This window comes from Klebsiella sp. B345, assembly GCF_051131735.1.
GTDB lineage: Bacteria > Pseudomonadota > Gammaproteobacteria > Enterobacterales > Enterobacteriaceae > Klebsiella.
Genome location: NZ_CP180443.1, coordinates 4,944,375 through 4,969,529 on the forward strand (window position 1 = coordinate 4,944,375; position 25,155 = coordinate 4,969,529).

A 25,155-nucleotide genomic window follows, 5' to 3' on the forward strand; every position below is an offset into this window, starting at 1 on the left:
GGTAGTATCTTTCCCTTGCAGCGATGTTGATGGTTTTATTTTTACGCATTCCACCTCCGCTCTCTAGCCTGTTTATTATAAGCTATATATGAGCGTGTTTATTGCCTGTTCCAGGTTCCTGAAAAACACGCTTGTATAAGGTTAAGTATAATGGTGGAACGATAACCTACATTCATTCAAATGAATGAGTGGTTAAAAAAAATCAGCCGTGAATAGCCCTGATAATGAGCAGGAGTTCAGACTGATTACGGGTGTGTGTCTTCCGGTAAAGGGTGCTAAGGTGGGTTCTGACAGTGGTGATAGACACGCCAAGATGCAAGGCGCACTCATTCGGGGTCATCCCTCTGACCAGCAGTTCAGCCACCGCATTCTCGGCGGGTTTGACATTAAATAGCTCCATTAATGCACTGCTGCTGAAGAAAGGCTCAGGAATGATGATGCAAGCCGTACCGGGACTTCTTGGGGCGGGAATGACCAGAATCGGTGTGGGATTCCGTCCGGCGGTATAGCATAATCCTGCCCGAGGTCGCGCGGTTGTCAGAGTGGCCTGTTCGATGGCATGTCTCAGTTTTTTACTGTCGGTATCGAGGTTTAGCGTGTCAGTTCCCACGGGCCAGACCACCTTATGATTGTTGCGCTGGTAATTTTCGGCGTGGGCAGTGGCGTAAAGAATTCTCCCGGCATGATCCACCAGCCAGACCGGGTAAATCCCGTTATCGATGATGGTGCTCTGATATTTAATGGTATCACGAAGCTGTTCAAACCTGGCGTGAATCTGACTAGCGGCAATTAACGCTGGGATGAGGCGTCGGAACACGTCAAATTGTTCAGGGCGGGGATAGGTAGCGTCATTCGCTGTCATCAGCGATAGATAGGTGGAATAACCGTTGATGGTACATAACTTCACACTGGTTAAATAATTAAGATCGTTCGGGTGATGAAATTCATTGTAATAAATACTGTTGGTAATGAATTTATCTCCTAAAAAATCTCTGTCTCTGTACATCTGCCCGATAGGTAATCCCGTCAATATTTTTTCAGCAGGATCGATTGCCAGAAACACATCCCGATAGGCCGTAAAGACCTTTTCATCGAAAAGCAATGAATCTGTCATCAGATGCGCATTACCTTTATCATAATAAAGCAATGCCGCGTACTGATGTCCTGTCAGTAACGAAAGTTTCTGCAGCGCGGGTTTCCAAAATTGCGGGTCAAGCGTTGCCATTAGGATATTTTCTAAAATTTCCAGGTATATTATTTCTGGATCAATAGCCATAACGACACCTTATATTTAGTGTTTAGCCTGCCGGATGTGGCTAATGATGCAGGTACTGTTATCATAGTCCCGGTAGATAAATGATGGCAATCTTGCCTCGGGCAGTTGGCATGGAAATTCATAAATGGCTTTGACCCCATTATTTTTAGATGGGCTTCGTGCTTTTCATAAAATTTCTCGCTGTCTCAGTAACAGAATCTTCCGGCATTCCACTGTCCTACAAAGTCCTTGCACCCAGCATCCATAGCTAAATCTCCGCAGCACTAACGTGATACCATCCGCGCCACTGACCTCGTCGCCATGGATTGGTAGCACGTTGGAAAAATTCCGCGGGGTCAGTCTATTCTTTTCGTCCCATCCTTATGATTCCTTGAAATCAAACCGAATTTATCTTTAACCCTCAGAAAATTATCATTTTTATTCGACGAAAACCAACAGGCTGCTATGCTACCTGTTGAAAAGTTCTGATACCGCCGAGAGACATGCCGATGTTGAACTCAGAAAAGAATATCAATATAAAAACCCAGCCAGTCAGTCCCCATACCAACCTTTTCCCGGCGTTACTAGTGATCATCGCCGTCGCCGCGTTATGTATTGCCATTTCGACACCATTAGGCCCCTGGGACGTGATTTTTGCTAAAGCCGGACTGTATATCGATTTGCTGGCGCTGCTGTTTTTGGTCTTTATGTTGTGGATCTCGTCGAAAGTCAGAATGAGCCATGTCGCGGTGAACTGGGTGCGCTACGGGCTGCTGCTGTGGATAGCCGGGGGCACCTTTGATTTAATGGATGAAATGTTCGTTCAGCCGAGATGGATGGGGTACTACTGCGAAGATCTGTTGCGGCTGTCGGGCATGCTATTGACCACGATTGGCATCTACAAAATCATCGAACGGATTAACGTTCTGTACGTCGACGCGCGCTCCCAGTCATTAAAAGATGAACTGACCCAGCTGCCTAACCGACGTTTCTTTATCGATACGATCCGCGAAAAACAGGGCCACAGCCCGGTGGCGTTGATGATCCTCGATATCGATTTCTTCAAGAAAATTAACGATACCTACGGCCATCTGGTGGGCGATGAGGTGCTATTCGCGCTGGGTAAGCAACTGTCGAAACTGACCAGCAACACGGTCCTGCCGGCGAGGATCGGCGGCGAGGAGTTTGCCATCATCGTTGATGGGATGCCCGCCGATGAGGTGGCACAGCTCGCAGAGTCCATTCTGCTCAATGTCGGTTCCATTCTGATTAATCACGATTATCCGCTGTCGGTGAGCATTGGCGTTGGGATGCGGGAAAAAGATGAACCCCAGGATGCGTTTATTAAGAAAGTGGATGAAGCGCTCTACGCTGCGAAACACAACGGTCGCGGCCGGGTGGAGTGGGCTGTCTAGCATGGCCTTGCCTTACCCCTGCTGCGCGCTGCGGCAGTGGCGGCGGTATTCGGACGGCGAGCGCTCGGTGTAGCGTTTGAATACCCGGCAGAAGTAGTTGCTATCGACAAATCCGCAGTTATGGGCAATCTCTTTGACCTTGAGATCGTAGCCGCGCAGCAGCTTTTTCGCCTTTTCCAGGCGTACGCTGGTGAGGAATTCATTGAAGCCGACGGAGCCTGATTTCTGGAAAATATGCGACAGGTAGTTCGGCGTAATATGAAAGCGCTTTGCTACCGATTCGCGGGTTAAAGGCTGGCTGAGGTGCTCTTCAAGATAATCCTGCACCGCCATAAACAGGTCGCGACTGCGGCTGACCCGCATCTCCAGCCCCACCAGTTGCTCAAGACAGTGGCTCAGTAACGCAGAGACCACCAGTCGGGCGGTCACCGGGTCCGGTTGCAGGCAGATTTCATTCAGCGACAGCAGCAGATAGGAGCCGACCCGCGGCCCCAGACGGGCGACGTTCTGTTTTTCCGTCCGCAGCTGTTTGCCGTCCCAGTGCTGCAGACAAAACCCCAGCTTCTGGCGGCCAAACAGGATGCTGAGCGTTGATGCCGGCCCGTTCCATTCCGGCAGCGTCCATTTCCCGGCCTGAACATACAGGACCTGTGAGGCGGAGAGCATTGTCTCCGACAGCGGCAGCCCGTTCTCCTTTAGCTCACCCTCGAGCACAATTTCCAGTCGCGGAAAGGGGACTTTCAGCGCCAGCGCAGGCTCGGAGATATCCGGGTCGGGGAACCTGGCATGCAGATTATCTTTCTGATTTACCAAACGATTTAAAATATCTGCCAGATCGTCAATCATCCTGTAGGCCTTAGCATGGAGCAATTATCTTGTTGATTGTCATCTATTTTATAACAGCTGAACGCACACGATGCGCTATTCACATCATGGATCGCATCGAGCAGACGGGTCGGGACGACAGACTTTGAGGCGTATCACATTTTTCCCTGCCGTGTACGCGTGTCCAGTTTTTCGTAGTTTTGCCTTCATGTTTTCCGCCTCGCCGCAGCTTAGAGTTTGTTCTGTGTTATCGATACGTTAAGGAATATAAATATGGAACAACAATCTGCGGTTTATCTGAATGCGCTGGGGGCGAACATCGAACTGCCTCCGAAGATGAAAGAAGAGCTGGATACCCTGGGCTATACCGTGGTGCATAACGTTGCGGACCCGGAGTGGCTGGCGGCGATGCGCGAGTTGATTGACGCTATCGTCGAGAAAGAGGGCGACAATCTGGCGATCGAACATCATCAGGAGGCAACGGCGACGCGCATTGCCAACCTGATTAACAAAGGGGTGATTTGGGAAAAAGTCTGGTCGCATCCGCTGATCCTCTCCGCCTGCCAGTATGTTTTTCAGGGCGATTTTAAGGTTTCCAGCCTGAACGCGCGGGAAGCGTTGTTTAACGGCGGCCAGCAGCCGCTGCATGCGGACTGGAAGAAGCCTCGCCCGGATTTTCCGAAAGTGCATCTGGTGAACACCATTTGGGCTATCGATGATTTAAGCGCGGAAAATGGCGCGCCGCGTATTATTCCCGGCACGCATCAGCGCCCGGAGCTGCCGGAAGAGGTGTTGGACGATCCGGAGTTAACGCACCCTGACGAGGTGGTGTTTGCCGCTCCGGCGGGCAGCGTGATGATTTATAACGCCCACGCCTGGCATGGCGGGACCCGCAATCGGGTCGGCAGCAGGCGCCGGGTGCTGCACGGGTTGTACATCGACCGGGAAGATACCGCGCAGCAGGATCAGCAGCGCTGGTTAACGCCGCAGACCGCGAGCCGCCTGACGCCGGCGCAAAAATGGTTGCTGGGCGTAGCGTGATAATCCCCGGCTGGCGTTGCGCTTAGCCGGGCTATTATCTGAGTGCGGTAGCCCGGATAAGACGTTTTACGCCGCCATTCGGGAAGGGTGCCGCGCATAGCCGGGCGGTCAGGGGATGTCGATATAAACCACCGGCTTTTTCATAATGCACTTCACCGCCTCGATAATCAGCTGCGGCTGCAACAGGAAGGTTTTGATGCTGGTCTTAATGGTGCGGATGCCGTGAAAACGTTTTGCGTCGTCAATTTCAATATCCGTCACCAGCAGGACGACATCAACATGGGCGATATCGTCAGCCGTGATTTTGTTCTCTACTCCCAGCGCGCCCTGGGTCTCGATTTTAATATGCCACTTTTCAAGATTGCCCACCTTTTCCAGACGCTCGGCCGCCATGTAGGTATGCGCGACGCCGCTGACGCAGGCCGTTACGGCAACGATATTGACATCCATCGTATCCTCCTGGCGTTATCCGCCGATGGTCACCTGAAAACCGGACTGTTCAGCCAGCACCCTGAAGGGGTGGATCTCAGACGCTTGTGGGGCGCGAACCTGCGACAGTGCCCCGATTTTTCCCAGTAACTGGTATTTGGCTTCGCCGTATTGATGGAACGGCAGAAGATGAATTTCCGGCAGCTTAAAGGGGGCCAGAAACGCCAGAATCTGGCGGAAATTCTCTTCGTTGAGGGTATATCCCGGAATGAGCGGCACCCGGGGAATAACCTGAATATTCGCCGCGACCAGCCGGGTGAAATTATCCCGTACCCGCGGCATATTTATCTGCAGTACCGTTTGAGCCCGGGCGTCATCCATAATTTTCAGATCGAACAGCACTTCATCGCAGGTTTGCGCCAGCGGGAAAAAGCGGCTGAATGCGGCGTCGCCCGCCGTTTCAATGGCGGTGCGGATCCCCCATTCGCGCAGCCGGCGCAGGAGATGAGTAGCAAATTCAGCCTGCATCAGCACTTCGCCGCCCGACAGCGTGACGCCGCCGCCGGAGGCGCGGAAGAAGACCTCATCTTTCAGCACCTCCTTCAGCAGATTATCCAGGGTGACGTCGCGGCCTATTTGCTCCCAGGCACCGGTGGGGCATTCGACCACATCCTGCTGGCAATGGGCGCAGTGCAGGCACTTGCTCTCCCGGCGCACGATCTGGATTTTGGGCGAGATCGACTCCGGGTTGGCGCACCACGGGCAGGCGTGCGGACAGCCCTTAAAGAACACGACGGTACGGATACCCCGACCGTCGTTCAACGAATAGCGCTGGATGTTAAAAATGCGTGCCCTGTCAGCACGCGTGGCCATCACCTCACAGCTGATGCGCGGTGCGACGGATAATGTCATCCTGAATCTCCTGCGACAGCTCGACGAAAAAGGCGCTGTAGCCCGCGACGCGCACCACCAGACCGGCAAAATCCTGCGGTCGTTGCTGGGCTTCGCGCAGCGTATCGGCGTTGACCACGTTGAACTGAATATGCTGCAGCTTCAGCCGGGTGAAGGCTTGTAAAAAATCCGCCAGCTTGTTGAGCCCGCTATCCCCGGCCAGCGTCGCTGGGGTAAATTTGACGTTCAGCAGCGTCCCGTTGGAAAGCAGAGTGTTATCCAGCTTGCTGACCGATTTCAGCACCGCCGTCGGCCCGAGGGCATCCTGACCGACCATCGGTGACAGCCCGCCGTCCGCTAGCTGTTCACCAGCCAGGCGTCCGTCCGGCGTCGCGCCGACCACCGAGCCCAGCGGCACGTGGGCAGAGACGGTGTAGGAGCCGGGGGTAAAGCGGCCGCCGCGTGGGTTCTCATAGCGTTCAACCTCTTTACAGTAAAAGCGCAGCAGATCGGCGCTGATGTTGTCCACCTCGTCGATATCGTTACCGTACTTTTCAAAGCGGTTGATCAGCCGGGCGCGAATTTTGTCGCCCTCCGGCGTCTGGAAGTTGGCTTTCAGCACTGCAACCAGCTCCGCGAAGCTCAGGCGTTGTTGCTCAAACACCATCCCGTTGAGGGCGTGCAGCGAGTCGCTCAGGTTGGCAATGCCGATACCCTGTACGCCGGAGAAGTTATAGCGCGCGCCGCCTTCGGTAATGTCTTTGCCATGCGGCACGCAATCCTCGACGAACGAGGAGAGCAAAGGCACCGGTGCCCAGTCGCGGTGGCCGATATCGCAGATATTGCTGCCTTCGACCATGAGCTTGATGTAGTAGCGGATCTTGTCGCGGATCTGCGCCATCAGCCCGTCCCAGGTGATGTCCGGGTTGTTTTCGTTTTCCAGCATCACGATTTCCATCACCTTCAGCAGGTTGAACATCGCGATATCGTGCAGGCCGTACGTCCGCCCGGGGATCGACAGCTCCACGCAGCCGACCACCGCGTAATCCCGCGCGTCCTCCAGCGACACGCCGCGGTTGAGGAACGCCGGGATCACCACTTCATCGTTGAAGATTTGCGGAATACCTGTGCCCAGGCGGATGGTCTCGGCGGTTTTGCGCAGGAAAGGGCGGTCAATCAGCTCGTTGACCCGCACGCCGAGGTTCGGCTGCGGCAGACGAACGTTCTGATAGGCGTCGAGGGACAAAAAGGAGAGGATATTCACCGCGCTGCGCCCGGTTTCGGTGAGGCCGCCGAGCAGAGCGGTATAGCCGGTAGGGAAGCCGGCGAAATAGCGCGCGCTGCTGGTGGAACGCAGCAGGACGATATCGTTACATTTCACCCACAGTGACTCCAGCAGCTCTTGCAGGAACTGCGGGTCCTGGCCGCGATTCAGCGACGCCTGATAATAGGGCAGCATGTACTGGTCAAAACGTCCCAGGGAAATCGAACTGGCGTTAGATTCATACTGCAAAATGATGTTCATATACCAGAACAGCTGGCAGGCCTGGGTGAAATCTTCCGGACGGTGCCGCGCATTGTGGCGCGACGTGGCGGCAATGGTTTCCAGTTCCTGGCGCCGCTGCGGGTCAACGCAGGCGACGGCCATCTCATCGGCCAGGGCCGCATAGCGCAGGATATGGCGCTGGGAGGCCTGCAGCAGGATCAGCACCGCCTCGTAAAACGCGTTTTGCGGGTGCTGCGCGTGGAGCGCATCCAGTTCCGCCACCAGCGCGGCAAGGCCATTGCCCAGCAGGCGCGGGTAGTCGATGATGATATGTCCCTGGCCTTTATCGGTCTGGTTCACGCTAAAAATCTGCGTGCTGATGGCGCGTTTAACCTCATCGGTCATCTGCTGGTTGATAAAGTCCTTCATTGAGCGCTTTTCCCAGTAGGGGAACAGCGTTTCCCGGTAGATGCGCTGGTCTTCTTCACTGATGTTAAAGCGGTCCTGTGGACGCGTTGGAAAACGATCCAGCTCGTTGAGCAGCCAGTAGGGGTCCATCTCCGGAGAGATAATCCCGGCACGCGGCTTAACGGTGCGGTTACCGGCGATCAGTTCATCATCACGAATCGAAATCTGCACATGGTCGAGGATCCAGGCGGTCGCTTTGGCCCGGCGGATCATCACCGGTTCTCCTTCTGTCTGCTGATGGCTGGCGGTATAGAGCAGGGCGCGCTCGAGGGAGATCTCCCGCGGCTGGGCGAACAGACGGTCTTTCAGGCGTTGAGTGCGATTGGTCATGACAAACTCCATGTTATTCAGGCGGGGCACAAACCGTGCCCCGCGTTATTCATTCAGGCCTTCTGGGCAAGATGGCTGTCGATTTTGTTCATAATGGCGTCGGCCCGTTTCACCGCGTCGCTGATGTTGACGCGCACGATGGTTTTTCCGGCGAAGCGTTCTTCGAACTTGATACCGATATCTTTAGTGAGGATCACGATATCGGCGCTGGCGACGTCTTCGCTGTTTAGCTCGTTCTCAATCCCGATAGAGCCCTGCGTTTCGACTTTGACCTGCCAGCCCTTAGTTTTGGCGGCGCTCTCCAGCGACTCGGCGGCCATATAGGTATGGGCAACGCCAGACGGGCAAGCGGTAACGGCGATAATTTTGGTCATACAATATTCCTTCCCGTGTATCAGTTAATTTCGAAATCAAGATCTATCTCGTCGTCGGCTTTCGCGGCGGACGCTTTCTTTCTGGCGAGGGCTTTGAGCAAGATGACGCAGCCCGCGCTGACCACGGCTCCCACCAGCAGGCCCGCAATAAAGCCGCCTTTGCCCTGCACCACCGGCAGGACAATCAGCCCGCCCCAGCCGGCGTAACACTGTGCGCCGAGCAGCGCTGCGGTCACGCAGCCTGCCGCTGCGCCAATCATATTGGCGGGGATCACCCGCAGCGGATCAGCGGCGGCGAAAGGAATAGCGCCTTCGGTGACGCCTACGCATCCCATCACCAGCGCGGCTTTACCGGTTTCGCGCTCTTCCGCGGAGAAGTATTTGCGGCCAATCAGCGTCGCCAGCCCCATACCCAGCGGCGGAACGGCGATACCGACGGCGGCGATGGCGACCACGCTGTAGACGCCTTGTGAGACACAGATCAGCATGAAGGCGTAGGCCACTTTGTTGACCGGGCCGCCCATGTCGAAGGCCAGCATCAGCCCCATAATGACGGCCAGCACGATGATGCTGCCTTCGCGCATTCCCTGCAGCCATCCGGTCAGGCTGGCGGTCAGCGCGCCAATTGGCTCGCCGAGGCCCCACATCATGATCCCGGCGGTAATAAAGGTGCCGATAATCGGAATAACGAAGATAGGCATCACCGAGCGCAGCACTTTGTGCACCGGGATTTTTTTCAGGTAGTAGACCACCAGGCCGCCAATCAGCCCGGCAATCAGCGCGCCGAAGAAGCCGGCGCCAAAGCTGTTGCCGACCCAGGCGCCGATGGCACAAGGGGCCAGCGCCGCGCGGTCGGCGATGGAGTAGCCGATGTAGGCCGCCAGAAACGGCACCATTAGCGTCAGGCCGGCCACGCCGATATCAAACAGTTTTTTGAGGTTAGGGTCGGAGACCGCATCGGGCACCGCCCCCTTGCCATACAGCATGACGGAGACCGCCAGCAGGATCCCCCCGGAAACGACAAAGGGGATCATGTGCGAGACCCCGGTCATAAGATGCTGGCGTGTATTTTTTAGTATTTGCACCAGTTCGTTCATCATTTTTCTCCTGAGCGCTGTGTGGCCCGTGACTGAGTTGATGCATCAACCTTAGAAAAAGGGCGACGCTTAAAACAGTAGAGAAAAAGTGCATTTACTGGATATTTGTAAGGTGAGCGGAAAATTGCGATCCACCTCAAATGTTAGTCTTTCCGGGAGATTTAATGATGTTGCCACGGGATTTGTGATGGCGAGCATAAAAACGAACGAAGCATACAATTGTCCAGTAATTGCCAGTTTTGTCGCGTAGTGACTGGCAAAGACATTCTTTACCTTTTGAATAACTCACGCATTGCTCAGGAGGAAGGCGATGGCTCTGGTAATTGAATTCATATGTGATTTGCCCAATGGCGTCCATGCGCGACCGGCAAGTCTGGTAGAAACGCTGTGTAACAGGTTTTCGTCTTCGGTCGAATGGGTCAATACCCGCAGCGACGGGCGCGGCAACGCCAAAAGCGCGCTGGCGATTATTGGCACAAATACCCTCAAAGGGGATGGCTGTCAGCTGATTATTGCGGGTCAGGACCAGCAGCAGGCGTTCGATGCGCTGTCGGCGTTTATGCGTGATGAGTTTCCGCACTGCGATGCGCCGTTGCCGACGGCGGACAAGATGGATATCCAGCCGGTGCCGCAATCGCTGTCACGTCTTAATCCGATCCTGTTTCACGCGTTACCGGTCTGTGCGGGCAGCGCCGGGGGCGTGCTCACGCATTTGAAATCTCTGGATCTGCGCGACGCCGGGACGCTGCCTGCGGCGGGGAGTATCGAGCAGGAGCAGGCGTTGCTGGATAACGGCCTGACGCTGCTGGTCAAAACTATTGAGTTTCGGCTGCTGGACAACGATGGCACCGCCAGCGCGATCCTCGAAGCGCATCGCTCTCTGGCGACCGATGCCTCGCTGCGCCAGCACCTGCTGGGCGGGCTGTTGACCGGCCTGAGCTGCGCCGAGGCGATCGTCGCCACTGGTGAACATTTTTGCGCGCAGTTCAGCGCCTCCGGTAACGCGTATTTGCAGGAGCGGGTGCTGGACGTTCGCGATGTCTGCTTCCAGTTGCTGCAGCATATCTATGGCGAATCGCGCTTTCCGGCGCCGGGCAAACTGACGCAAGCGTCCGTGTGCCTTGCCGATGAGTTAACTCCCAGTCAGTTTCTGGAGCTGGATAAAACGCTGCTCAAAGGTCTGCTGTTACGCAGCGGCGGCACCACCTCGCATACGGTGATCCTCGCGCGGTCGTTTAATATTCCGACCCTGGTGGGGGTCGATGTGACGGCGCTACTGCCATGGGTTGACCAGCCGGTGCAGATCGACGGCAACGCCGGTCTGGTGGTGGTACAGCCGGACGAAGCGGTGACACGCTACTACCGGCAGGAAACCTGGGTACAGGAGCAGATACGCCAGCAGCAGCAGGCCTGGCTGGATAAAGCGGGCCGCACCGAAGACGGCATCCGCGTAGAGGTGGCGGCGAATATTGCGCACTCTGTTGAAGCCGCGGCGGCGTTCAGTCATGGCGCGCAATCGGTGGGGCTGTTCCGCACCGAAATGCTGTATATGGATCGCCCGAGCGCGCCGTCGGAAAACGAGCTCTACAATATTTTTTGTCAGGCGCTGGAGCCGGCCAACGGACGCAGCATTATCATTCGCACCATGGATATCGGCGGTGATAAGCCCGTGTCCTACCTTAATATTCCGGCGGAGAACAATCCGTTCCTCGGCTACCGGGCGGTGCGGATCTATGAAGAGTATCAGGCGCTGTTCCGTACCCAGCTGCGGGCCATTTTACGCGCGTCGGCGCACGGTTCGCTGAAGATCATGATCCCGATGATTTCCTCAATGGAGGAGATTTTATGGGTGAAGGAGCAGCTGGCGGATGCCAAACAGTCGCTACGCAGCGAACACATTCCGTTTGATGAGACGATCCCCTTCGGCATTATGCTCGAAGTGCCGTCGGTGATGTTTATCATCGACCAGTGCTGTGAAGAGATTGATTTCTTTAGTATCGGCAGCAACGACCTGACCCAGTATCTGCTGGCGGTGGATCGTGATAACGCCCGGGTGACGCGCCACTATAACAGCCTCAATCCGGCGTTTTTACGCGCGCTGGATTATGCGGTTCAGGCGGTGCATCGCCAGGGGAAATGGATCGGCCTGTGCGGCGAGCTGGGGGCTAAGGGGTCGGTGCTGCCGCTGCTGGTGGGGCTGGGGCTGGACGAGCTGAGCATGAGCGCGCCGTCGATCCCGGCGACCAAAGCGCGTCTGGCACAGCTCGACAGCCGCGCCTGTCGGCAACTGCTGAATCAGGCGATGCAGTGCCGCACCTCGCTGGAGGTAGAGCATCTGCTAGCCCAGTTCCGCATGACCCAGCAGGATGCGCCGCTGATTACTGCCCAGTGCATTACGCTGAACAGCGACTGGCGCAGTAAAGAGGAGGTGCTCAAAGGCATGACCGATAACCTGCTGTTGGCCGGCCGCTGCCGCTACCCACGCAAGCTGGAGGCCGACCTGTGGGCTCGTGAGGCGGTGTTCTCCACGGGTTTAGGTTTTAGTTTTGCCATTCCGCACAGCAAGTCAGAGCATATTGAGCAGTCGACCATCAGCGTGGCGCGTCTGGCGCAGCCGGTGGTGTGGGGTGATGACGAGGCGCAGTTTGTGATTATGCTGACCCTCAACAAGCATTCCGCCGGCGACCAGCATATGCGGATCTTCTCGCGGCTGGCGCGACGCATTATGCACGAAGCGTTCCGCCAATCGCTGGTGACGGCGGAAAGCAGCGAGGCGATTGCCACCCTGTTGCAGCGCGAGCTGGAGCTGTAGCTCTGGAGCGTCTCCCCGGTAGCGCTGTGCTTACCGGGGCTACTTCCTGTCTGGATTACCGTCCGGCGAGCGCGTGGCAAATTGCGGCGCCCACCTGTTGGGTAGAGGCGCTGCCTTGCATATCCGGCGTTTTCGGTCCGCTGGCGATGGTCTGCTCAATCGCCGCCAGAATGCCGTCATGGGCGGCCCGATAACGCGCATCTCCGTTGCCGAGGAAATCAAGCATCATCGCCCCGGCCCAGATGGTGGCGATGGGGTTGGCGATATTTTTACCGTAGATATCCGGTGCCGAACCGTGCACCGCTTCAAACAGCGACGGGAAGGTGCGCTCAGGGTTGAGGTTTGCCGACGGGGCAATCCCGATGGTGCCGGTACAGGCCGGACCAAGATCGGAGAGAATATCGCCGAACAGGTTTGAGGCGACCACCACATCAAAACGTTCCGGCTGCAGCACAAAACGGGCGCACAGAATATCGATATGCTGCTTATCCCACTGCACCTGCGGATAGTGCCGGGACATCGCTTCAACGCGTGAATCCCAGAACGGCATGCTGATGGCGAGGCCGTTGGATTTGGTGGCCGACGTTAACGTTTTACGTGGGCGGCTTTGCGCCAGCTCAAAGGCGTAGCGCAGGATCCGATCTACGCCGCGGCGGGTAAACACCGACTCCTGAATCACCACTTCATGCTCGGTCCCCGGATTAACATGCCCACCGAGGGCGGAATATTCCCCTTCGGTATTCTCGCGCACCACGTAAAAATCGATATCGCCGGGCTGTTTGCCGGCCAGTGGGCAGGGAACCCCAGGAAACAGGCGCACCGGGCGCAGGTTGACGTACTGGTCGAACTCGCGGCGGAACTTCAGCAGCGAGCCCCACAGGGAGATGTGATCCGGCACGATAGCCGGCCAGCCGACCGCGCCGAAGTAGAGAGCATCGAACGGTTTCAGCTGCGTCTGCCAGTCGTCGGGCATCATTTTTCCCTGCTCGGCGTAGTAATCGCAGCTGGCCCACTCAAAGTGCTCGAAGCTTAACGCCAGCCCCCAGCGCTCGGCGGCGACCTGCAGTACGCGAATGCCCTCAGGCAGCACTTCTTTACCGATGCCATCGCCGGGGATGGCGGCAATACGTAGGGTTTTATTCATCGTTGTTCTCAGTTTGCGGTAAGGGAAATTGACATCACCGCTATCCTATAATTGACTGATTCATAATTAATCCCGTCAACTGGTGAAACATAAAACACGAATCATGAATAATCTGCCGCTGCTGAACGATTTACGCGTCTTTATGCTGGTTGCCCGTCGCGCCGGTTTTGCCGCCGCCGCCGAAGAGCTGGGCGTCTCACCGGCGTTTGTCAGCAAGCGGGTGTCGTTGCTGGAGCAAACGCTCAATGTCCAGCTGCTGCACCGCACCACCCGCCGGGTTGCTATCACCGAAGAGGGAGAGCGCATCTACGAGTGGGGACAGCGCATTTTGCAGGATGTCGACCAGATGATGGATGAGCTTTCCGATGTGCGGCAGGTGCCACAGGGGACGCTGCGGATTATCAGCAGTTTTGGTTTTGGCCGCCGGGTGGTTGCTCCGGCGCTGTCTGAGCTGGCCCTGCGCTATCCGCAGCTGGAGATCCGTTTTGATGTCGCCGACCGGCTGGTGGATTTGGCTAATGAGGGCGTCGATCTGGATATCCGCGTCGGGGACGATATCGCTCCTCATCTGATTGCCCGCAAGCTGGCCACCAATCACCGCATTCTCTGCGCCTCGCCGGAATTTGTGGCCCGCCATTCCCGGCCAAAACAGCTGAGCGACCTTGCCGCACTGCCTTGCCTGGTGATCAAAGAGCGCGACCGGCCTTTTGGTGTCTGGCAGCTGCACGATAAAGAGGGGGAACACGCGATTAAAGTGACCGGGCCGCTGTCATCGAACCACGGTGAAATCGTTCACCAGTGGTGTCTGGAGGGGCAGGGCATTGCGCTGCGCTCGTGGTGGGATGTCAGGGAAAATATTGCCAGCGGCAATCTGCTGCATCTGCTGCCGGAGTATTATCAACCCGCCAGTATCTGGGCGGTGTACGTGTCGCGACTGGCGACTTCGGCGAAAATTCGCATCTGCGTGGAGTTTTTGCGCCACTACTTTCAGCAGCATTTCCCATTGAGCCTGCCAGAGCAAGACCGTGAGGCAACGTTGCCGACGGCGGGCGCCGTCGGCAGAGGGGATTAAACGCCCAGTCTATCGCGCAGGCTGTAGTAGGCCGCGCCCATGGCGGTAAACGGAATACGTAAGCTGCGACCACCGGGGAACGGATAGTGCGGCAGGTTGGCAAAGGCGTCGAAGCGCTCGGCATCTCCGCGCAGCAGCTCGGAGATCAGCCGTCCGGCGAGGTGCGTACAGGTCACGCCGTGGCCGCTGTAGCCCTGCATGTAATAGATGTTGTTATCCAGGCGGCCAAACTGCGGCATCCTCGAGAGCGTCAGCAGGAAGTTGCCGGTCCAGCGGTAATCGATTTTCACCCCTTTCAACTGCGGGAAAGTTTTCAGCAGCTTCGGCATAATCAGGCGTTCGACGTCGTCCGGGTCACGGGCGCCGTAGACTACGCCGCCGCCGTACAGCAGGCGGTTGTCGCCGGTCAGACGGTAGTAATCCAGCAGGTAGTTACAATCTTCCACGCAGTAGTTTTTCGGGATCAGCGAGCGCGCCATCTCGTCCGAAAGCGGTTCGGTGGTGACGACCTGGGTGCCGCACGGCATGCTGCGTTTGGCCAGTTCGGGCTCCACTTTATCGCCAAGGTAGGCGTTGCCAGCGACGATCACGTAGCGGGCGGTGACCTGGCCTTTGGCGGTAGTGACCACCGCCGGGCTGGTGTGCTGGATGCGGGTCACCGGCGACTGTTCGTACACCCGGCCGCCGTTCAGGCGAATGGCATCCGCTTCGCCGATGGCCAGGTTCAGTGGATGAATATGTCCGCCGCTATGGTCGAGCAGGGCGCCGGTGTAACGGTCACTGTTGACTTCCTGGCGGATGGCGTTGGCGTCCAGCAGCTCCAGTTGCTGATTACCGTAGCGCTCCCAGTTCGCTTTCTGCTCTTCCAGGGTTTCCAGTTGTTTGTGGTTCATCGCCACAAACAGACCGCCGGGGCGGTAGTCGCACTGGATCTGGTAGCGCTGGATGCGCTCGCGAATAATATTGCCGCCCTCGAACATCATGCTGCCGAGCATGCGTGCCGCATCGGGGCCGTAGGTTCGTTCAATCACGTCGATATCGCGGCTGTAGGAGTTGACCAACTGGCCGCCGTTGCGCCCGCTGGCGCCAAAGCCAATGCGCGCGCTTTCCAGCAGCACCACGTCGTAGCCCATTTCGGCCAGATGCAGGGCCGAAGAGAGGCCGGTATAGCCGCCGCCGACAACACAGACATCGCAGCTGATGGATTCGCTCAGCGTCGGGAAGGGCTCGTAGCGGTTGGCGCTGGCGGCATAATAACTGGTGGTATGTTCGGTCATGATTAAGACTCCAGAGTCATCCATATCGTTTTCAGTTCGGTGAATTTTTCCAGCGCGTGCAGCGATTTGTCGCGTCCGTTGCCGCTCTGCTTATACCCGCCAAACGGCACGGTCATGTCACCATCATTATAGTTGTTCACAAACACGGAGCCGGCTTTCAGACGGCGGCTCATCCGGTGGGCGCGGGAAAGATCGCGTGTCCAGACCGCGGCGCCCAGGCCGTAATTGCTGTCATTGGCAAGACGCAGGGCTTCTTCTTCTGAGGTGAAGCGGGTCACTACCAGCACCGGGCCAAAAATCTCCTCGCGGCTCAGCGGGGAAGCCGGATCAACGTCAACGAAAATTGTCGGGCCGACGGCGGCGGGCCACGGGTTTTTACGCCCGTCGAGCAGCAGGGTGCTGTGACTTTCTCCGATGCGGATGAAGCTGTGCACGCTGTCGGCATGGGTGTTATCAATCAACATACCCATGGTGGTCTGTGGATCCAGCGGGTTGCCCGGCTGCCAGAGGCGAGCCTGCTCCTGCAGGCGACGCAGAAACTCGTCGGCGATGCTCGCTTCAACCAGCAGACGGGTACCGGCGATGCAGACCTGGCCCTGGTTGTAGAAGATGCCGCCGGCGGTGGCGTTAACTGCCTTTTGCAGATCCGGGCAGTCGGCAAAGACGATGTTGGCGCTCTTGCCGCCCGCTTCCAGCCAGACGCGTTTCATGTTGCTGTCGCCGGCATCTTTTAACAGCTGTTTGCCGGTTCGGGTGGAGCCGGTAAAGGTGAGTACCTCGACGTCGGGGTGCAGCGACAGGGCCTGACCCGCTTCATGGCCGTAGCCGCTGATCACGTTCAGCACGCCGTCCGGCAGGCCGGCCTCTTTCGCCAGCCCGGCCAGGCGTAGGGCGGTCAGCGGGGATTTTTCTGACGGTTTGAGGATCACGCTGTTGCCGGTTGCCAGCGCCGGGCCAAGCTTCCAGCAGGCCAGCAGCAGAGGGAAGTTCCACGGCACCACGGCGGCGATGACGCCTACCGGTTCGCGGACGATCATCGCCAGTTCATTGGCGCCAGTGGGAGCCACTTCGCCATACACTTTGTCGATGGCTTCGGCATACCAGCGGATGGCGCGGGCGGCGCCGGGAATATCGTCGCGCAGGCTGTGGCGGATCGGTTTCCCGGTATCAAGGGTTTCCAGCAGCGCCAGCTCTTCACGATGGAGCTCCATCAGGTCCGCCAGCTTGTTCAGCACGGCTTTACGCTGTGCCGGCGAGGCCTGGGACCAGTCGCCGCGATCGAACACGCGGCGGGCGGCCTGAACGGCGAGTTCGACGTCGGCCTTTTTGCCCCTGGCAACGTGCGCCAGGGTCTGCTGTGCGGCGGGGTCGATGGTTTCAAACGTGGTATTATCGACAGCAGAGCAATAGTCGCCATTAATAAATAACCGCGTTTCAATCTCCATGCTTTGCGCTTTATCCTGCCACCAGGCCAGATGTTTGAAATCCATATAAGACTCCTTAATCACATAATCGAATTGTGGGCATGCCGGACCGTGCGGGGCGTAGGGCGTCCCCGGGGTCAGATACCGTTATTGCGCGTTTTACTTACGCGTATATATTCGTGGGCCCGCAGGAAATAAGCCGCCGCACGACGCAGCAGAATCGTTGCGCGGCAGGATATTTGCGTGTTCTTCGCGCTGCCGGAAAAGGGGCTTCCGACGGCGCTGGCCTGAAGAAAGCCTGAGATAGTCTCAGGCTAAAAAATCAGAATGTGGTGGGAGTATGGGCACTGATAATTCGGCAAACACCTGCCGAGGTATTGCTGAAACTGTGCGGTATGCCGGTATTAATGGCATAGCTCTGTCCAGCTACCAGATGATACGACTGGCCGTTCATCTCCAGTACGACTTCACCTTCCAGTATGGTGCCAATTTCCTCACCCTGATGTTTGATCCTCTCCCCGGTCGTGGTTCCAGGCTGGTAAGTTTCAAAAATCATCGCCAGCGTACGGTTCGGATTTCCATTGTGGACCAGCTTCATCGAAACCCCCTGACTGCCGATTTCGATAAGGTCATCCTGATTAATCACCACCTGGGGTTCATCAGGTTTTTCTGGTTCAGAAAAGAATTCCGAGAGCGACAGCCCATAAACTTTCAGCAGCTTTTGCAGCGTACTGATGGCAGGACTGACTTTGTCCTGTTCTATGGTGCTGATGGCACTATGTGTTAACCCAGACAGTTCGGCGGCACGACGTTGTGAGAGACCCAGCTGTTGGCGGATCGCTGACAGACGTTTTCCTGGCGCCAGGCCGTCATCGCTCATATTTGCATTTCCTTAACTGTAATGGTCAGAGCCGCTGCTTTTCAGCCATGTGGTTCTGACAGGCGGTGATAAAACCTTCAAACAACAAACGCGAGAGAGCATATTCGCTACTGTTCCATTCCGGGTGCCATTGCACGCCTAGCGCGAAAGGGTGGTCATTGACGCTGACCGCCTCTGCCAGTCCATCTGAAGAACGAGCTTCGACGCGCAGACGTGAGCTTACGGTGCGCGCTCCTTGCCCATGTAGCGAGTTTACCCAAAACGTGTTGCAGCCCGGTATTAACTGAGAAAGTAATCCTCCTTCCTGAACCAGAACTTCGTGAGAGGGGGCATATTGTTGCTCAACCGGCAGCTCCGGATCTTCGCGATGCTCAAGGAGCTCCGGCTGTTCGAAAAGACGACGATACAGAGTCCCTCCGGTGGCGACAACCAGTTCCTGTAACCCACGGCAGATGGCGAAAATGGGGATGCGCCTTTCGAGCGCGGCGTTAATCAATGCCATGCTCAGAAGATCACGCCCGGGATCGGCGTCAGGCTCATCGCCGTTTTCACCATAAAGGTGCGGCTGCACATTGCTGGGGCTGCCTGGCAGATAGATGCCATCCAGTTTAGGTAACAACGCGGCAAGCATTTCCGGCTCGGCCAGCGCATGCGGCAGGGCAATGGGTAACCCTCCGGCGTTAATAATGGCATTCAGGTACTTTTCTTGCAGAGTCTGGGTCTGGTGACCCTTCAGCCTGTTCCTGCACATCACGACACCAATAACTGGTCTGTACATTATATTTTCCATGATCGCCCTCACAAAGTGGACTAAATAATGACCATCTAGCGTGCCAAATGGCCATATCGTTCAATATTTTCTCAATCTAGCAGCGCAAATAGCCGTTTGCAAACTTAATTTAACATTTGACAAACATTTTGTTTGCATACACATTCGAATGGTGGACATTATATTTAACGGCAAGATAGCCAGCGGTCCGAAACCAACACAACGGCGGTGAATGATGGAAACCAATATTGTAGAAGTTGAGAATTTTGTTCAGCAGTCAGAAGAGAGACGGGGCAGCGCATTCACTCATGAAGTGAAGCGCTACCTTGAGCGTTATCCCGAGACGCAGTATGTCGACGTGTTGCTGACCGACCTGAACGGCTGCTTCCGTGGAAAACGTATTCCGGTCTCCAGCCTGAGCAAGCTGGAGAAAGGCTGTTACTTCCCGGCGTCAGTTTTTGCGATGGATATTCTCGGTAATGTGGTGGAAGAGGCCGGTCTGGGTCAGGATATGGGGGAGCCGGATCGTTCCTGCATCCCGGTGCCGGGGACCTTAACCCCTTCAGCTGCCGATCCGCAATCTATCGCTCAGGTACAGCTGACGATGGTGGATGAAGATGGCGCTCCCTTTGACGTTGAGCCGCGGAACGTACTTAACCGCCTCTGGCAGCAGCTGCGCCAGCGCGGATTGTTCCCCGTGGTAGCGGTAGAGCTGGAGTTCTATTTACTGGATCGTAAACGTGATGCCGAAGGCTATCTGCAGCCGCCTTGCGCGCCGGGCACCGGCGATCGTAACACCCAGAGCCAGGTTTACTCGGTGGACAACCTTAACCACTTCGCCGACGTGCTCAATGACATCGATGAGCTGGCCCAGCTGCAGCTGATTCCGGCCGATGGCGCGGTAGCTGAAGCCTCACCGGGCCAGTTTGAAATCAACCTTCACCACACCGATAACGTGCTCGATGCTTGCGATGATGCGCTGGCGTTAAAACGCCTCGTGCGTTTGATGGCCGAGAAGCATAAGATGCATGCCACTTTTATGGCCAAGCCCTATGAAGAGCACGCGGGCAGCGGGATGCATATCCATATCAGTATGCAAAACCACCGGGGCGAAAACGTGCTGGCGGATGCCGATGGTGAAGATTCTGCGCTGTTGAAACGCGCGCTGGCCGGGATGATTGACCTGATGCCGTCGTCGATGGCGCTGCTGGCGCCGAACGTCAACTCGTGGCGTCGTTTCCAGCCGGGGATGTATGTCCCGACCCAGGCTTCCTGGGGGCATAACAACCGCACCGTGGCGCTGCGGATCCCGTGCGGCGATCGTCAAAACCACCGCGTGGAATACCGCGTGGCCGGCGCGGATGCCAACCCGTATCTGGTGATGGCGGCGATCTTCGCCGGCATATTGCACGGGCTGGACAATACGCTGCCGCTGCAGGAAGAAGTGGAAGGCAATGGCCTGGAGCAGGAAGGGCTGCCGTTCCCGATCCGACAAAGCGATGCGCTGTGGGAGTTTATGCAAAACGATAGTTTGCGCGCGCGTTTGGGTGAACGTTTTTGCCACGTTTACCATGCCTGTAAAAATGATGAATTAATGCAGTTTGAACGGCTTATCACCGAAACCGAAATTGAGTGGATGTTGAAAAACGCCTGATGGTCGCCCCGCAAGGGGCCACTGTCGTCGAGCGATAAAGTTGCATCATACGGCCTGAGCGGAGCCTGGTCGGACGTTTTGCTGGAATTCCAGCGATTTCCCGGATGTCGCGTAAAGGAGCGCAGGCGATACCGGGCTTCAGTTAACGACACAGTGTGTGACGAGGAAAGAGATGATGCCGATGTTCAAATATCCGCAGGGAGAAGGGGGCCATGAAGGCCGCAAGATGTCCGAATCAACCGCCGCTCGTTGGTCTGTCCGAAGCGATTTTTTATACCTTACCCCCCTGTTAAGCAGGTTTGTCACCCGATCGTTGTGCGCACAAACCCACGTTTGCATGGGGGGGGATGCTCATGGTTGCTAACACTTCACTCGATGTGTCGTCTGCCGCCGGCAAACCCGGACTGCGCAAGTCGCTCAAGCTGTGGCAAGTGGTGGTGATGGGGCTTGCCTATCTCACGCCAATGTCGGTATTTGATACCTTCGGGATTGTGTCCGGCATCAGCAACGGCCACGTCCCCGCCTCCTATATTCTGGCGCTGGCCGGGGTGCTGTTTACGGCTATCAGCTACGGTAAGCTGGTGCGGCAGTTCCCGGAAGCTGGGTCGGCGTACACCTACGCGCAAAAGTCGATCAGCCCCCATGTCGGCTTTATGGTGGGTTGGTCATCGCTGCTCGACTACCTGTTCTTACCGATGATTAACGTCTTACTGGCGAAGATTTATCTGTCGGCGCTGTTCCCGGAAGTACCGCCGTGGATCTGGGTGGTGGGGTTCGTGGCGATTCTGACGGCGGCAAACCTTAAAAGCGTTAATCTGGTCGCAAACTTTAATACGCTGTTTGTACTGGTGCAGATTGCGATCATGGTGGTCTTTATTTTCCTGGTGGTGCAGGGACTGCATAAAGGGGAAGGGGTCGGTACCGTCTGGTCGCTGCAGCCGTTTATCAGCCAGAACGCCCATCTGATCCCGATCATTACCGGGGCGACGATCGTCTGCTTCTCGTTCCTTGGTTTTGACGCGGTGACGACGCTGTCAGAAGAGACCCCGGACGCCGCGCGGACGATCCCGAAAGCGATTTTTCTGACGGCGGTGTACGGCGGCATTATCTTTATCGTTGCCTCGTTCTTTATGCAGCTCTTTTTCCCTGATATCAGTCGTTTTAAGGACCCGGATGCGGCGCTGCCGGAAATTGCGCTGTATGTTGGCGGGAAGCTGTTCCAGTCGATTTTCCTGTGCACCACCTTTGTGAACACCCTGGCGTCAGGCCTGGCATCGCATGCCAGCGTGTCGCGTCTGCTGTATGTTATGGGGCGGGATAACGTCTTCCCGGAACGTATTTTCGGCTATGTGCATCCGAAGTGGCGGACGCCGGCACTGAACGTCCTGATGGTCGGGGTAGTGGCGCTGTCGGCACTGTTCTTCGATCTGGTGACCGCGACGGCGCTGATCAACTTTGGCGCGCTGGTGGCCTTTACCTTCGTTAACCTGTCGGTGTTCAACCACTTCTGGCGGCGCAAGGGCTATAACAAAACGTGGAAGGATCGCCTGCATTATCTGATTCTTCCGCTGATTGGCGCCGCGACGGTGGCGGTACTGTGGATCAACCTCGAGGCGACATCGTTGACGCTGGGGCTGGTATGGGGAGCGGTGGGGCTGCTGTATTTGACCTATTTGACCCGTCGCTTCCGTCAGCCGCCGCCGCAGTTTGATGCGGCGAAAGCGGAGCGGGCATGGGAGTCGTAGCCGTTCAGGCTGCTCGGGAGTCAAAGCCGGCATAGTGCCTGAGGCTGGTCACGAAGGTGACCAGCCTGTTTCTGTTCATGGTGACTAACAGAGCGGGCTACTTTTTCTTTTTATGGAAAGGGAGCTGGCTGGCGCGGCGTTCTTTGATGTATGACACCAGACTGTAGAGCGCAACCCCTAGCAAAATGACCGCGACAACAATGAGAACAATACCGGACATAAGCGATCCTGGGCTTGAGTGGAAACCACGAACTCTATAAATTTGCCGCCACGATAGCATCAGGATGTGTCTGAAATGTGACATTTAACAGTGATAAATTCGACGTAAATCAGGGTGATATGGTTTTTGTGACTGATGTAAATTCCAGTTTTCTCGCTGAGAAACAATCCGTTAACTGATTTTACAGACGTAAGACCTTCAGACTGTTACCCTGTACCGGAGTGAGAATTATCTGAGAACAATGCATGTGTAAGAAACCTATCGTCGGCCTGCTTGGGCTGACCTTGATCCTGACCTCCTTTACCACTGTGGCAGAGTCAGAGAGCCAGCAAACCCGCGAACGGGTTATGGACCAGGTATTAAAACCCTGTGAAGGCAAAAAAGCCGGCGACAAAGTGGTGATGATCGATCGCCGCGGCGGACAGCATGAAGCCATCTGCACCCTGGCGGCGGTCCCGCTGCCGGAGTAACGCCCGCCGCCACCGTGATATCAGAGATTTTTCGTCCCGCCATCCACCAGTAGCTCGCTGCCAACCACGTAGCTGGACTCATCCGATGCCAGGTACAGCGCGGCTTTGGCCAGCTCCTGCGGCGTGCCCATGCGTCCTACAGGTACCAGGTTCTTGATCTCCTCCTGTAGGGCGCTCAAGGCCTGCGCGCTGAGGCCCAGTTTATCCAGCGCCGGGGTGCGAACCGGACCGGGGCTCAGGCCATTCACGCGGATGCCGCGCGGCAGCAGCTCTGCCGACAGGGTGCGCGCCAGCGACAGCAGCCCGGCTTTACTGGCGGCGTAAGCGCTGCTGGTCGGCAAGCCGATATGGGCGCTGACCGATCCGCACAGAATCACCGACGCGGGGTTGGCGAGCAGCGGCAGCAGCGCCTGCAGCAAGAAGAATGGCCCTTTGAGGTTAATGTTCATCAGCCGATCCCACTCCTCCTCATGCCACTCACCAAAGGCACCGTGGGTCACGTCACCGGCGTTGATAAAGACGGCATCCAGCCGCGGCCAGCGTGCGCTCAGGGTCTCTGCCAGCTGGCGCTGCCCGGCGGCATCACCGGCATCTGCTGCAATAACCCATGCGTTTTCCCCTAGCAGCGCCTGCGCCTGTTCGCGCGCTGCAGGCTGGCGACCAGTGACCGCCACCTGCGCCCCTTCGGCAATAAATTCCTGCGCGGTGGCGAGGCCAATGCCGCTGGTGCCCCCGGTAATCAGCGTATATTTTCCTGCTAAACGTCCCATGATCTTGCTCCTGACTGAGTCTGTGGAAAAGGGACTATAAAAGCTTTAGTATCCAAAGGATACCAGGTACCAATTGGATACTAACGAGGCAAAAGGTGTGCTATGGCGAAGACCGCGGCGAGCGTCGATGAAAAAAATTTTGGGCACTCATCTTGCCCGATGACCGACTTTGTTAATTTGATTGCCGGGAAATGGGCGATCCCGATCCTCTACCGACTGATCGTCCTCAATGCACCGGTGCGCTTCGGCGAACTGCTACGGGCGGCGGCGCCCATTACGCAAAAAGAGCTGACCCGTCAGCTCCGCTTGTTCGAGCAGCGCGGGCTGGTGTCGCGCTGCGTCTATGCCGAAATCCCCCCTCGGGTGGAATACCAGATAACCGGGCTGGGGTTGTCGATGCGCAGCGCGTTACAGCCGCTGGCGGAGTGGATGAGCCAGCACGGTCATCTGCTCAGGCGTTAAACGAGGCGGTAGCGCGGCGCCGGCTGGCCGGTGCGCGCACTGCCGAACAGCGCCACTCTTGCCCGATCGAAATCCTCCCACAGCGCCAGGTCATGTACCGGCGGCAGGGTGATATTTTCACCCTGGTCCAGCCCGCTAAGCGCTGCATCGACGAGGTCTTCCGTGGTCATCACCGAGCCGGCTGGCAGAGCATCAAGGGCCACGCCAGAGGTAGGCCACAAGTCGGTGGCGGTGGCCGCTGGGAGAACCGCCTGAATGCGCAGGCCGCTATCGGCAAACTCCTCCTGAAGCGCGCGGGTAAAACTGAGCACCCACGCTTTGCTGGCGCTATACACCGCGCTTCCCGGCAGCGCATGGATCGCGAGAATTGAGGCGATATTGATCAGCGTCCCCTTGCCGCGAGGCTGGAAGGCGGCCAGTGCCGCATAGCTCAGACGCAGCAGGGCGGTCGTATTGAGGGTATGGATCATCTGATGATCGGCGACATCGCTGGCCAGCAACCCGCCCATTTTGGCTGTCCCGGCGTTGTTAATCACCAGCGCGATCGTCGGATCTGCCTGCAGGCGCGCTTCTACGGTGTGAATACCGCGTTCTTCACTCAGATCTGCCGTCAGTACATCGGCCTGAATACCGTACTGGCTTTGCAACTGCCCGGCGAGAGCCTGCAAACGCGCTTCACGGCGTGCGACCAGGATCAGGTGGTAGCCCCGGGCGGCGAGGCGCTCGGCGTAAACGGCGCCGATGCCGGAGGAGGCGCCGGTAATTAAAGCGGTGTGGGTTGTCATGGTGTGCCTCTGATATGTTGGTTGCATTATTAAACCAAATTAAGCATGAGATAAGTGGTT

The 25,155-nt window shown here is 56.9% G+C and carries 23 protein-coding genes; 8 read left to right on the forward strand and 15 right to left on the reverse strand.

Annotated features, from left to right (window positions below):
- Positions 1-202: 202 nt before the first annotated feature.
- Positions 203-1,276, reverse strand: coding sequence for a helix-turn-helix transcriptional regulator (locus ACMYSO_RS23150; protein WP_434668306.1), 1,074 nt, complete (start codon positions 1,274-1,276; stop codon positions 203-205).
- Between the two features lie 482 nt (positions 1,277-1,758).
- Between ACMYSO_RS23150 and ACMYSO_RS23155 the strand changes: the two genes are divergently transcribed.
- Complete coding sequence (locus ACMYSO_RS23155) at positions 1,759-2,670, forward strand: GGDEF domain-containing protein (protein WP_434668308.1); 912 nt, start codon at positions 1,759-1,761, stop codon at positions 2,668-2,670.
- A 12-nt stretch (positions 2,671-2,682) separates the two neighbouring features.
- Here the strand turns inward: ACMYSO_RS23155 and ACMYSO_RS23160 are convergent, their stop codons facing one another.
- Positions 2,683-3,516, reverse strand: coding sequence for a helix-turn-helix transcriptional regulator (locus ACMYSO_RS23160; protein WP_434668310.1), 834 nt, complete (start codon positions 3,514-3,516; stop codon positions 2,683-2,685).
- A 252-nt stretch (positions 3,517-3,768) separates the two neighbouring features.
- On the opposite strand from ACMYSO_RS23160, the gene ACMYSO_RS23165 reads away from it, so the two are divergent.
- Positions 3,769-4,536: a phytanoyl-CoA dioxygenase family protein gene (locus ACMYSO_RS23165; RefSeq protein ID WP_434585581.1), complete on the forward strand. Its 768-nt coding sequence runs from the start codon at positions 3,769-3,771 to the stop codon at positions 4,534-4,536.
- A gap of 108 nt (positions 4,537-4,644) precedes the next feature.
- On the opposite strand, the gene ACMYSO_RS23170 is transcribed toward ACMYSO_RS23165, so the two are convergent.
- From ACMYSO_RS23170 to ACMYSO_RS23190, 5 genes are read right to left on the reverse strand one after another with little or no spacing between them, the layout of a single operon-like run.
- Positions 4,645-4,986: a PTS fructose-like transporter subunit IIB gene (locus ACMYSO_RS23170; RefSeq protein ID WP_434668312.1), complete on the reverse strand. Its 342-nt coding sequence runs from the start codon at positions 4,984-4,986 to the stop codon at positions 4,645-4,647.
- A gap of 15 nt (positions 4,987-5,001) precedes the next feature.
- Positions 5,002-5,877: a [formate-C-acetyltransferase]-activating enzyme gene (locus ACMYSO_RS23175; RefSeq protein ID WP_434668315.1), complete on the reverse strand. Its 876-nt coding sequence runs from the start codon at positions 5,875-5,877 to the stop codon at positions 5,002-5,004.
- On the reverse strand, positions 5,843-8,140 hold the full coding sequence (locus tag ACMYSO_RS23180; protein WP_434668317.1) for a formate C-acetyltransferase: 2,298 nt from the start codon (positions 8,138-8,140) through the stop codon (positions 5,843-5,845). The genes ACMYSO_RS23175 and ACMYSO_RS23180 overlap by 35 nt, the downstream gene beginning before the upstream one ends.
- 53 nt (positions 8,141-8,193) lie before the next feature.
- A complete protein-coding gene (locus ACMYSO_RS23185) occupies positions 8,194-8,514 on the reverse strand; it encodes a PTS fructose-like transporter subunit IIB (RefSeq protein ID WP_434585578.1) in 321 nt (106 codons plus the stop codon).
- Between the two features lie 20 nt (positions 8,515-8,534).
- Positions 8,535-9,611, reverse strand: coding sequence for a PTS fructose transporter subunit EIIC (locus tag ACMYSO_RS23190; protein ID WP_154143586.1), 1,077 nt, complete (start codon positions 9,609-9,611; stop codon positions 8,535-8,537).
- 310 nt (positions 9,612-9,921) lie between these two features.
- Here ACMYSO_RS23190 and ptsP point away from each other — a divergent pair, with 310 nt between their 5' ends.
- Positions 9,922-12,423, forward strand: coding sequence for a phosphoenolpyruvate--protein phosphotransferase (gene ptsP / locus ACMYSO_RS23195; protein ID WP_434668320.1), 2,502 nt, complete (start codon positions 9,922-9,924; stop codon positions 12,421-12,423).
- A 55-nt stretch (positions 12,424-12,478) separates the two neighbouring features.
- Here ptsP and ACMYSO_RS23200 read toward each other — a convergent pair whose 3' ends face one another.
- Complete coding sequence (locus tag ACMYSO_RS23200) at positions 12,479-13,567, reverse strand: tartrate dehydrogenase (protein WP_434668323.1); 1,089 nt, start codon at positions 13,565-13,567, stop codon at positions 12,479-12,481.
- Between the two features lie 82 nt (positions 13,568-13,649).
- On the opposite strand from ACMYSO_RS23200, the gene ACMYSO_RS23205 reads away from it, so the two are divergent.
- On the forward strand, positions 13,650-14,639 hold the full coding sequence (locus tag ACMYSO_RS23205) for a LysR substrate-binding domain-containing protein (protein WP_434668326.1): 990 nt from the start codon (positions 13,650-13,652) through the stop codon (positions 14,637-14,639).
- On the opposite strand, the gene ACMYSO_RS23210 is transcribed toward ACMYSO_RS23205, so the two are convergent.
- The 4 genes from ACMYSO_RS23210 to puuD form a co-directional block, all read right to left on the reverse strand.
- A complete protein-coding gene (locus ACMYSO_RS23210; protein WP_434668329.1) occupies positions 14,636-15,916 on the reverse strand; it encodes an NAD(P)/FAD-dependent oxidoreductase in 1,281 nt (426 codons plus the stop codon). The genes ACMYSO_RS23205 and ACMYSO_RS23210 overlap by 4 nt on opposite strands.
- A 2-nt stretch (positions 15,917-15,918) precedes the next feature.
- Positions 15,919-17,406 carry an aldehyde dehydrogenase PuuC gene (gene puuC / locus ACMYSO_RS23215; protein ID WP_434668332.1) on the reverse strand — a complete coding sequence of 496 codons (1,488 nt, stop codon included), beginning with the start codon at positions 17,404-17,406 and terminating at the stop codon, positions 15,919-15,921.
- A gap of 256 nt (positions 17,407-17,662) precedes the next feature.
- Entirely contained in the window at positions 17,663-18,220 is a 558-nt protein-coding gene (gene puuR / locus ACMYSO_RS23220; protein ID WP_123753757.1) for an HTH-type transcriptional regulator PuuR, read from the reverse strand.
- 25 nt (positions 18,221-18,245) lie between these two features.
- Complete coding sequence (gene puuD / locus ACMYSO_RS23225) at positions 18,246-18,998, reverse strand: gamma-glutamyl-gamma-aminobutyrate hydrolase (protein WP_174510323.1); 753 nt, start codon at positions 18,996-18,998, stop codon at positions 18,246-18,248.
- 226 nt (positions 18,999-19,224) lie between these two features.
- Between puuD and ACMYSO_RS23230 the strand changes: the two genes are divergently transcribed.
- Together ACMYSO_RS23230 and ACMYSO_RS23235 are read left to right on the forward strand one after the other, a co-directional pair.
- Positions 19,225-20,643: a glutamine synthetase family protein gene (locus ACMYSO_RS23230; protein WP_123753759.1), complete on the forward strand. Its 1,419-nt coding sequence runs from the start codon at positions 19,225-19,227 to the stop codon at positions 20,641-20,643.
- A 353-nt stretch (positions 20,644-20,996) separates the two neighbouring features.
- Entirely contained in the window at positions 20,997-22,388 is a 1,392-nt protein-coding gene (locus tag ACMYSO_RS23235; RefSeq protein WP_434585566.1) for an APC family permease, read from the forward strand.
- 97 nt (positions 22,389-22,485) lie between these two features.
- On the opposite strand, the gene ACMYSO_RS23240 is transcribed toward ACMYSO_RS23235, so the two are convergent.
- On the reverse strand, positions 22,486-22,608 hold the full coding sequence (locus ACMYSO_RS23240; protein WP_154143297.1) for a small membrane protein: 123 nt from the start codon (positions 22,606-22,608) through the stop codon (positions 22,486-22,488).
- A 245-nt stretch (positions 22,609-22,853) separates the two neighbouring features.
- Here ACMYSO_RS23240 and ACMYSO_RS23245 point away from each other — a divergent pair, with 245 nt between their 5' ends.
- Positions 22,854-23,078: a hypothetical protein gene (locus tag ACMYSO_RS23245; RefSeq protein ID WP_434585563.1), complete on the forward strand. Its 225-nt coding sequence runs from the start codon at positions 22,854-22,856 to the stop codon at positions 23,076-23,078.
- Positions 23,079-23,098: 20 nt separating this feature from the next.
- Here the strand turns inward: ACMYSO_RS23245 and ACMYSO_RS23250 are convergent, their stop codons facing one another.
- Entirely contained in the window at positions 23,099-23,848 is a 750-nt protein-coding gene (locus ACMYSO_RS23250) for an SDR family oxidoreductase (protein ID WP_434668336.1), read from the reverse strand.
- A 102-nt stretch (positions 23,849-23,950) separates the two neighbouring features.
- Here ACMYSO_RS23250 and ACMYSO_RS23255 point away from each other — a divergent pair, with 102 nt between their 5' ends.
- On the forward strand, positions 23,951-24,310 hold the full coding sequence (locus ACMYSO_RS23255; RefSeq protein ID WP_434668339.1) for a winged helix-turn-helix transcriptional regulator: 360 nt from the start codon (positions 23,951-23,953) through the stop codon (positions 24,308-24,310).
- Here the strand turns inward: ACMYSO_RS23255 and ACMYSO_RS23260 are convergent.
- Positions 24,307-25,122 carry an SDR family NAD(P)-dependent oxidoreductase gene (locus tag ACMYSO_RS23260; RefSeq protein WP_434668342.1) on the reverse strand — a complete coding sequence of 272 codons (816 nt, stop codon included), beginning with the start codon at positions 25,120-25,122 and terminating at the stop codon, positions 24,307-24,309. The two genes, ACMYSO_RS23255 and ACMYSO_RS23260, sit on opposite strands and share 4 nt — an antisense overlap.
- Positions 25,123-25,155 lie beyond the last annotated feature (33 nt).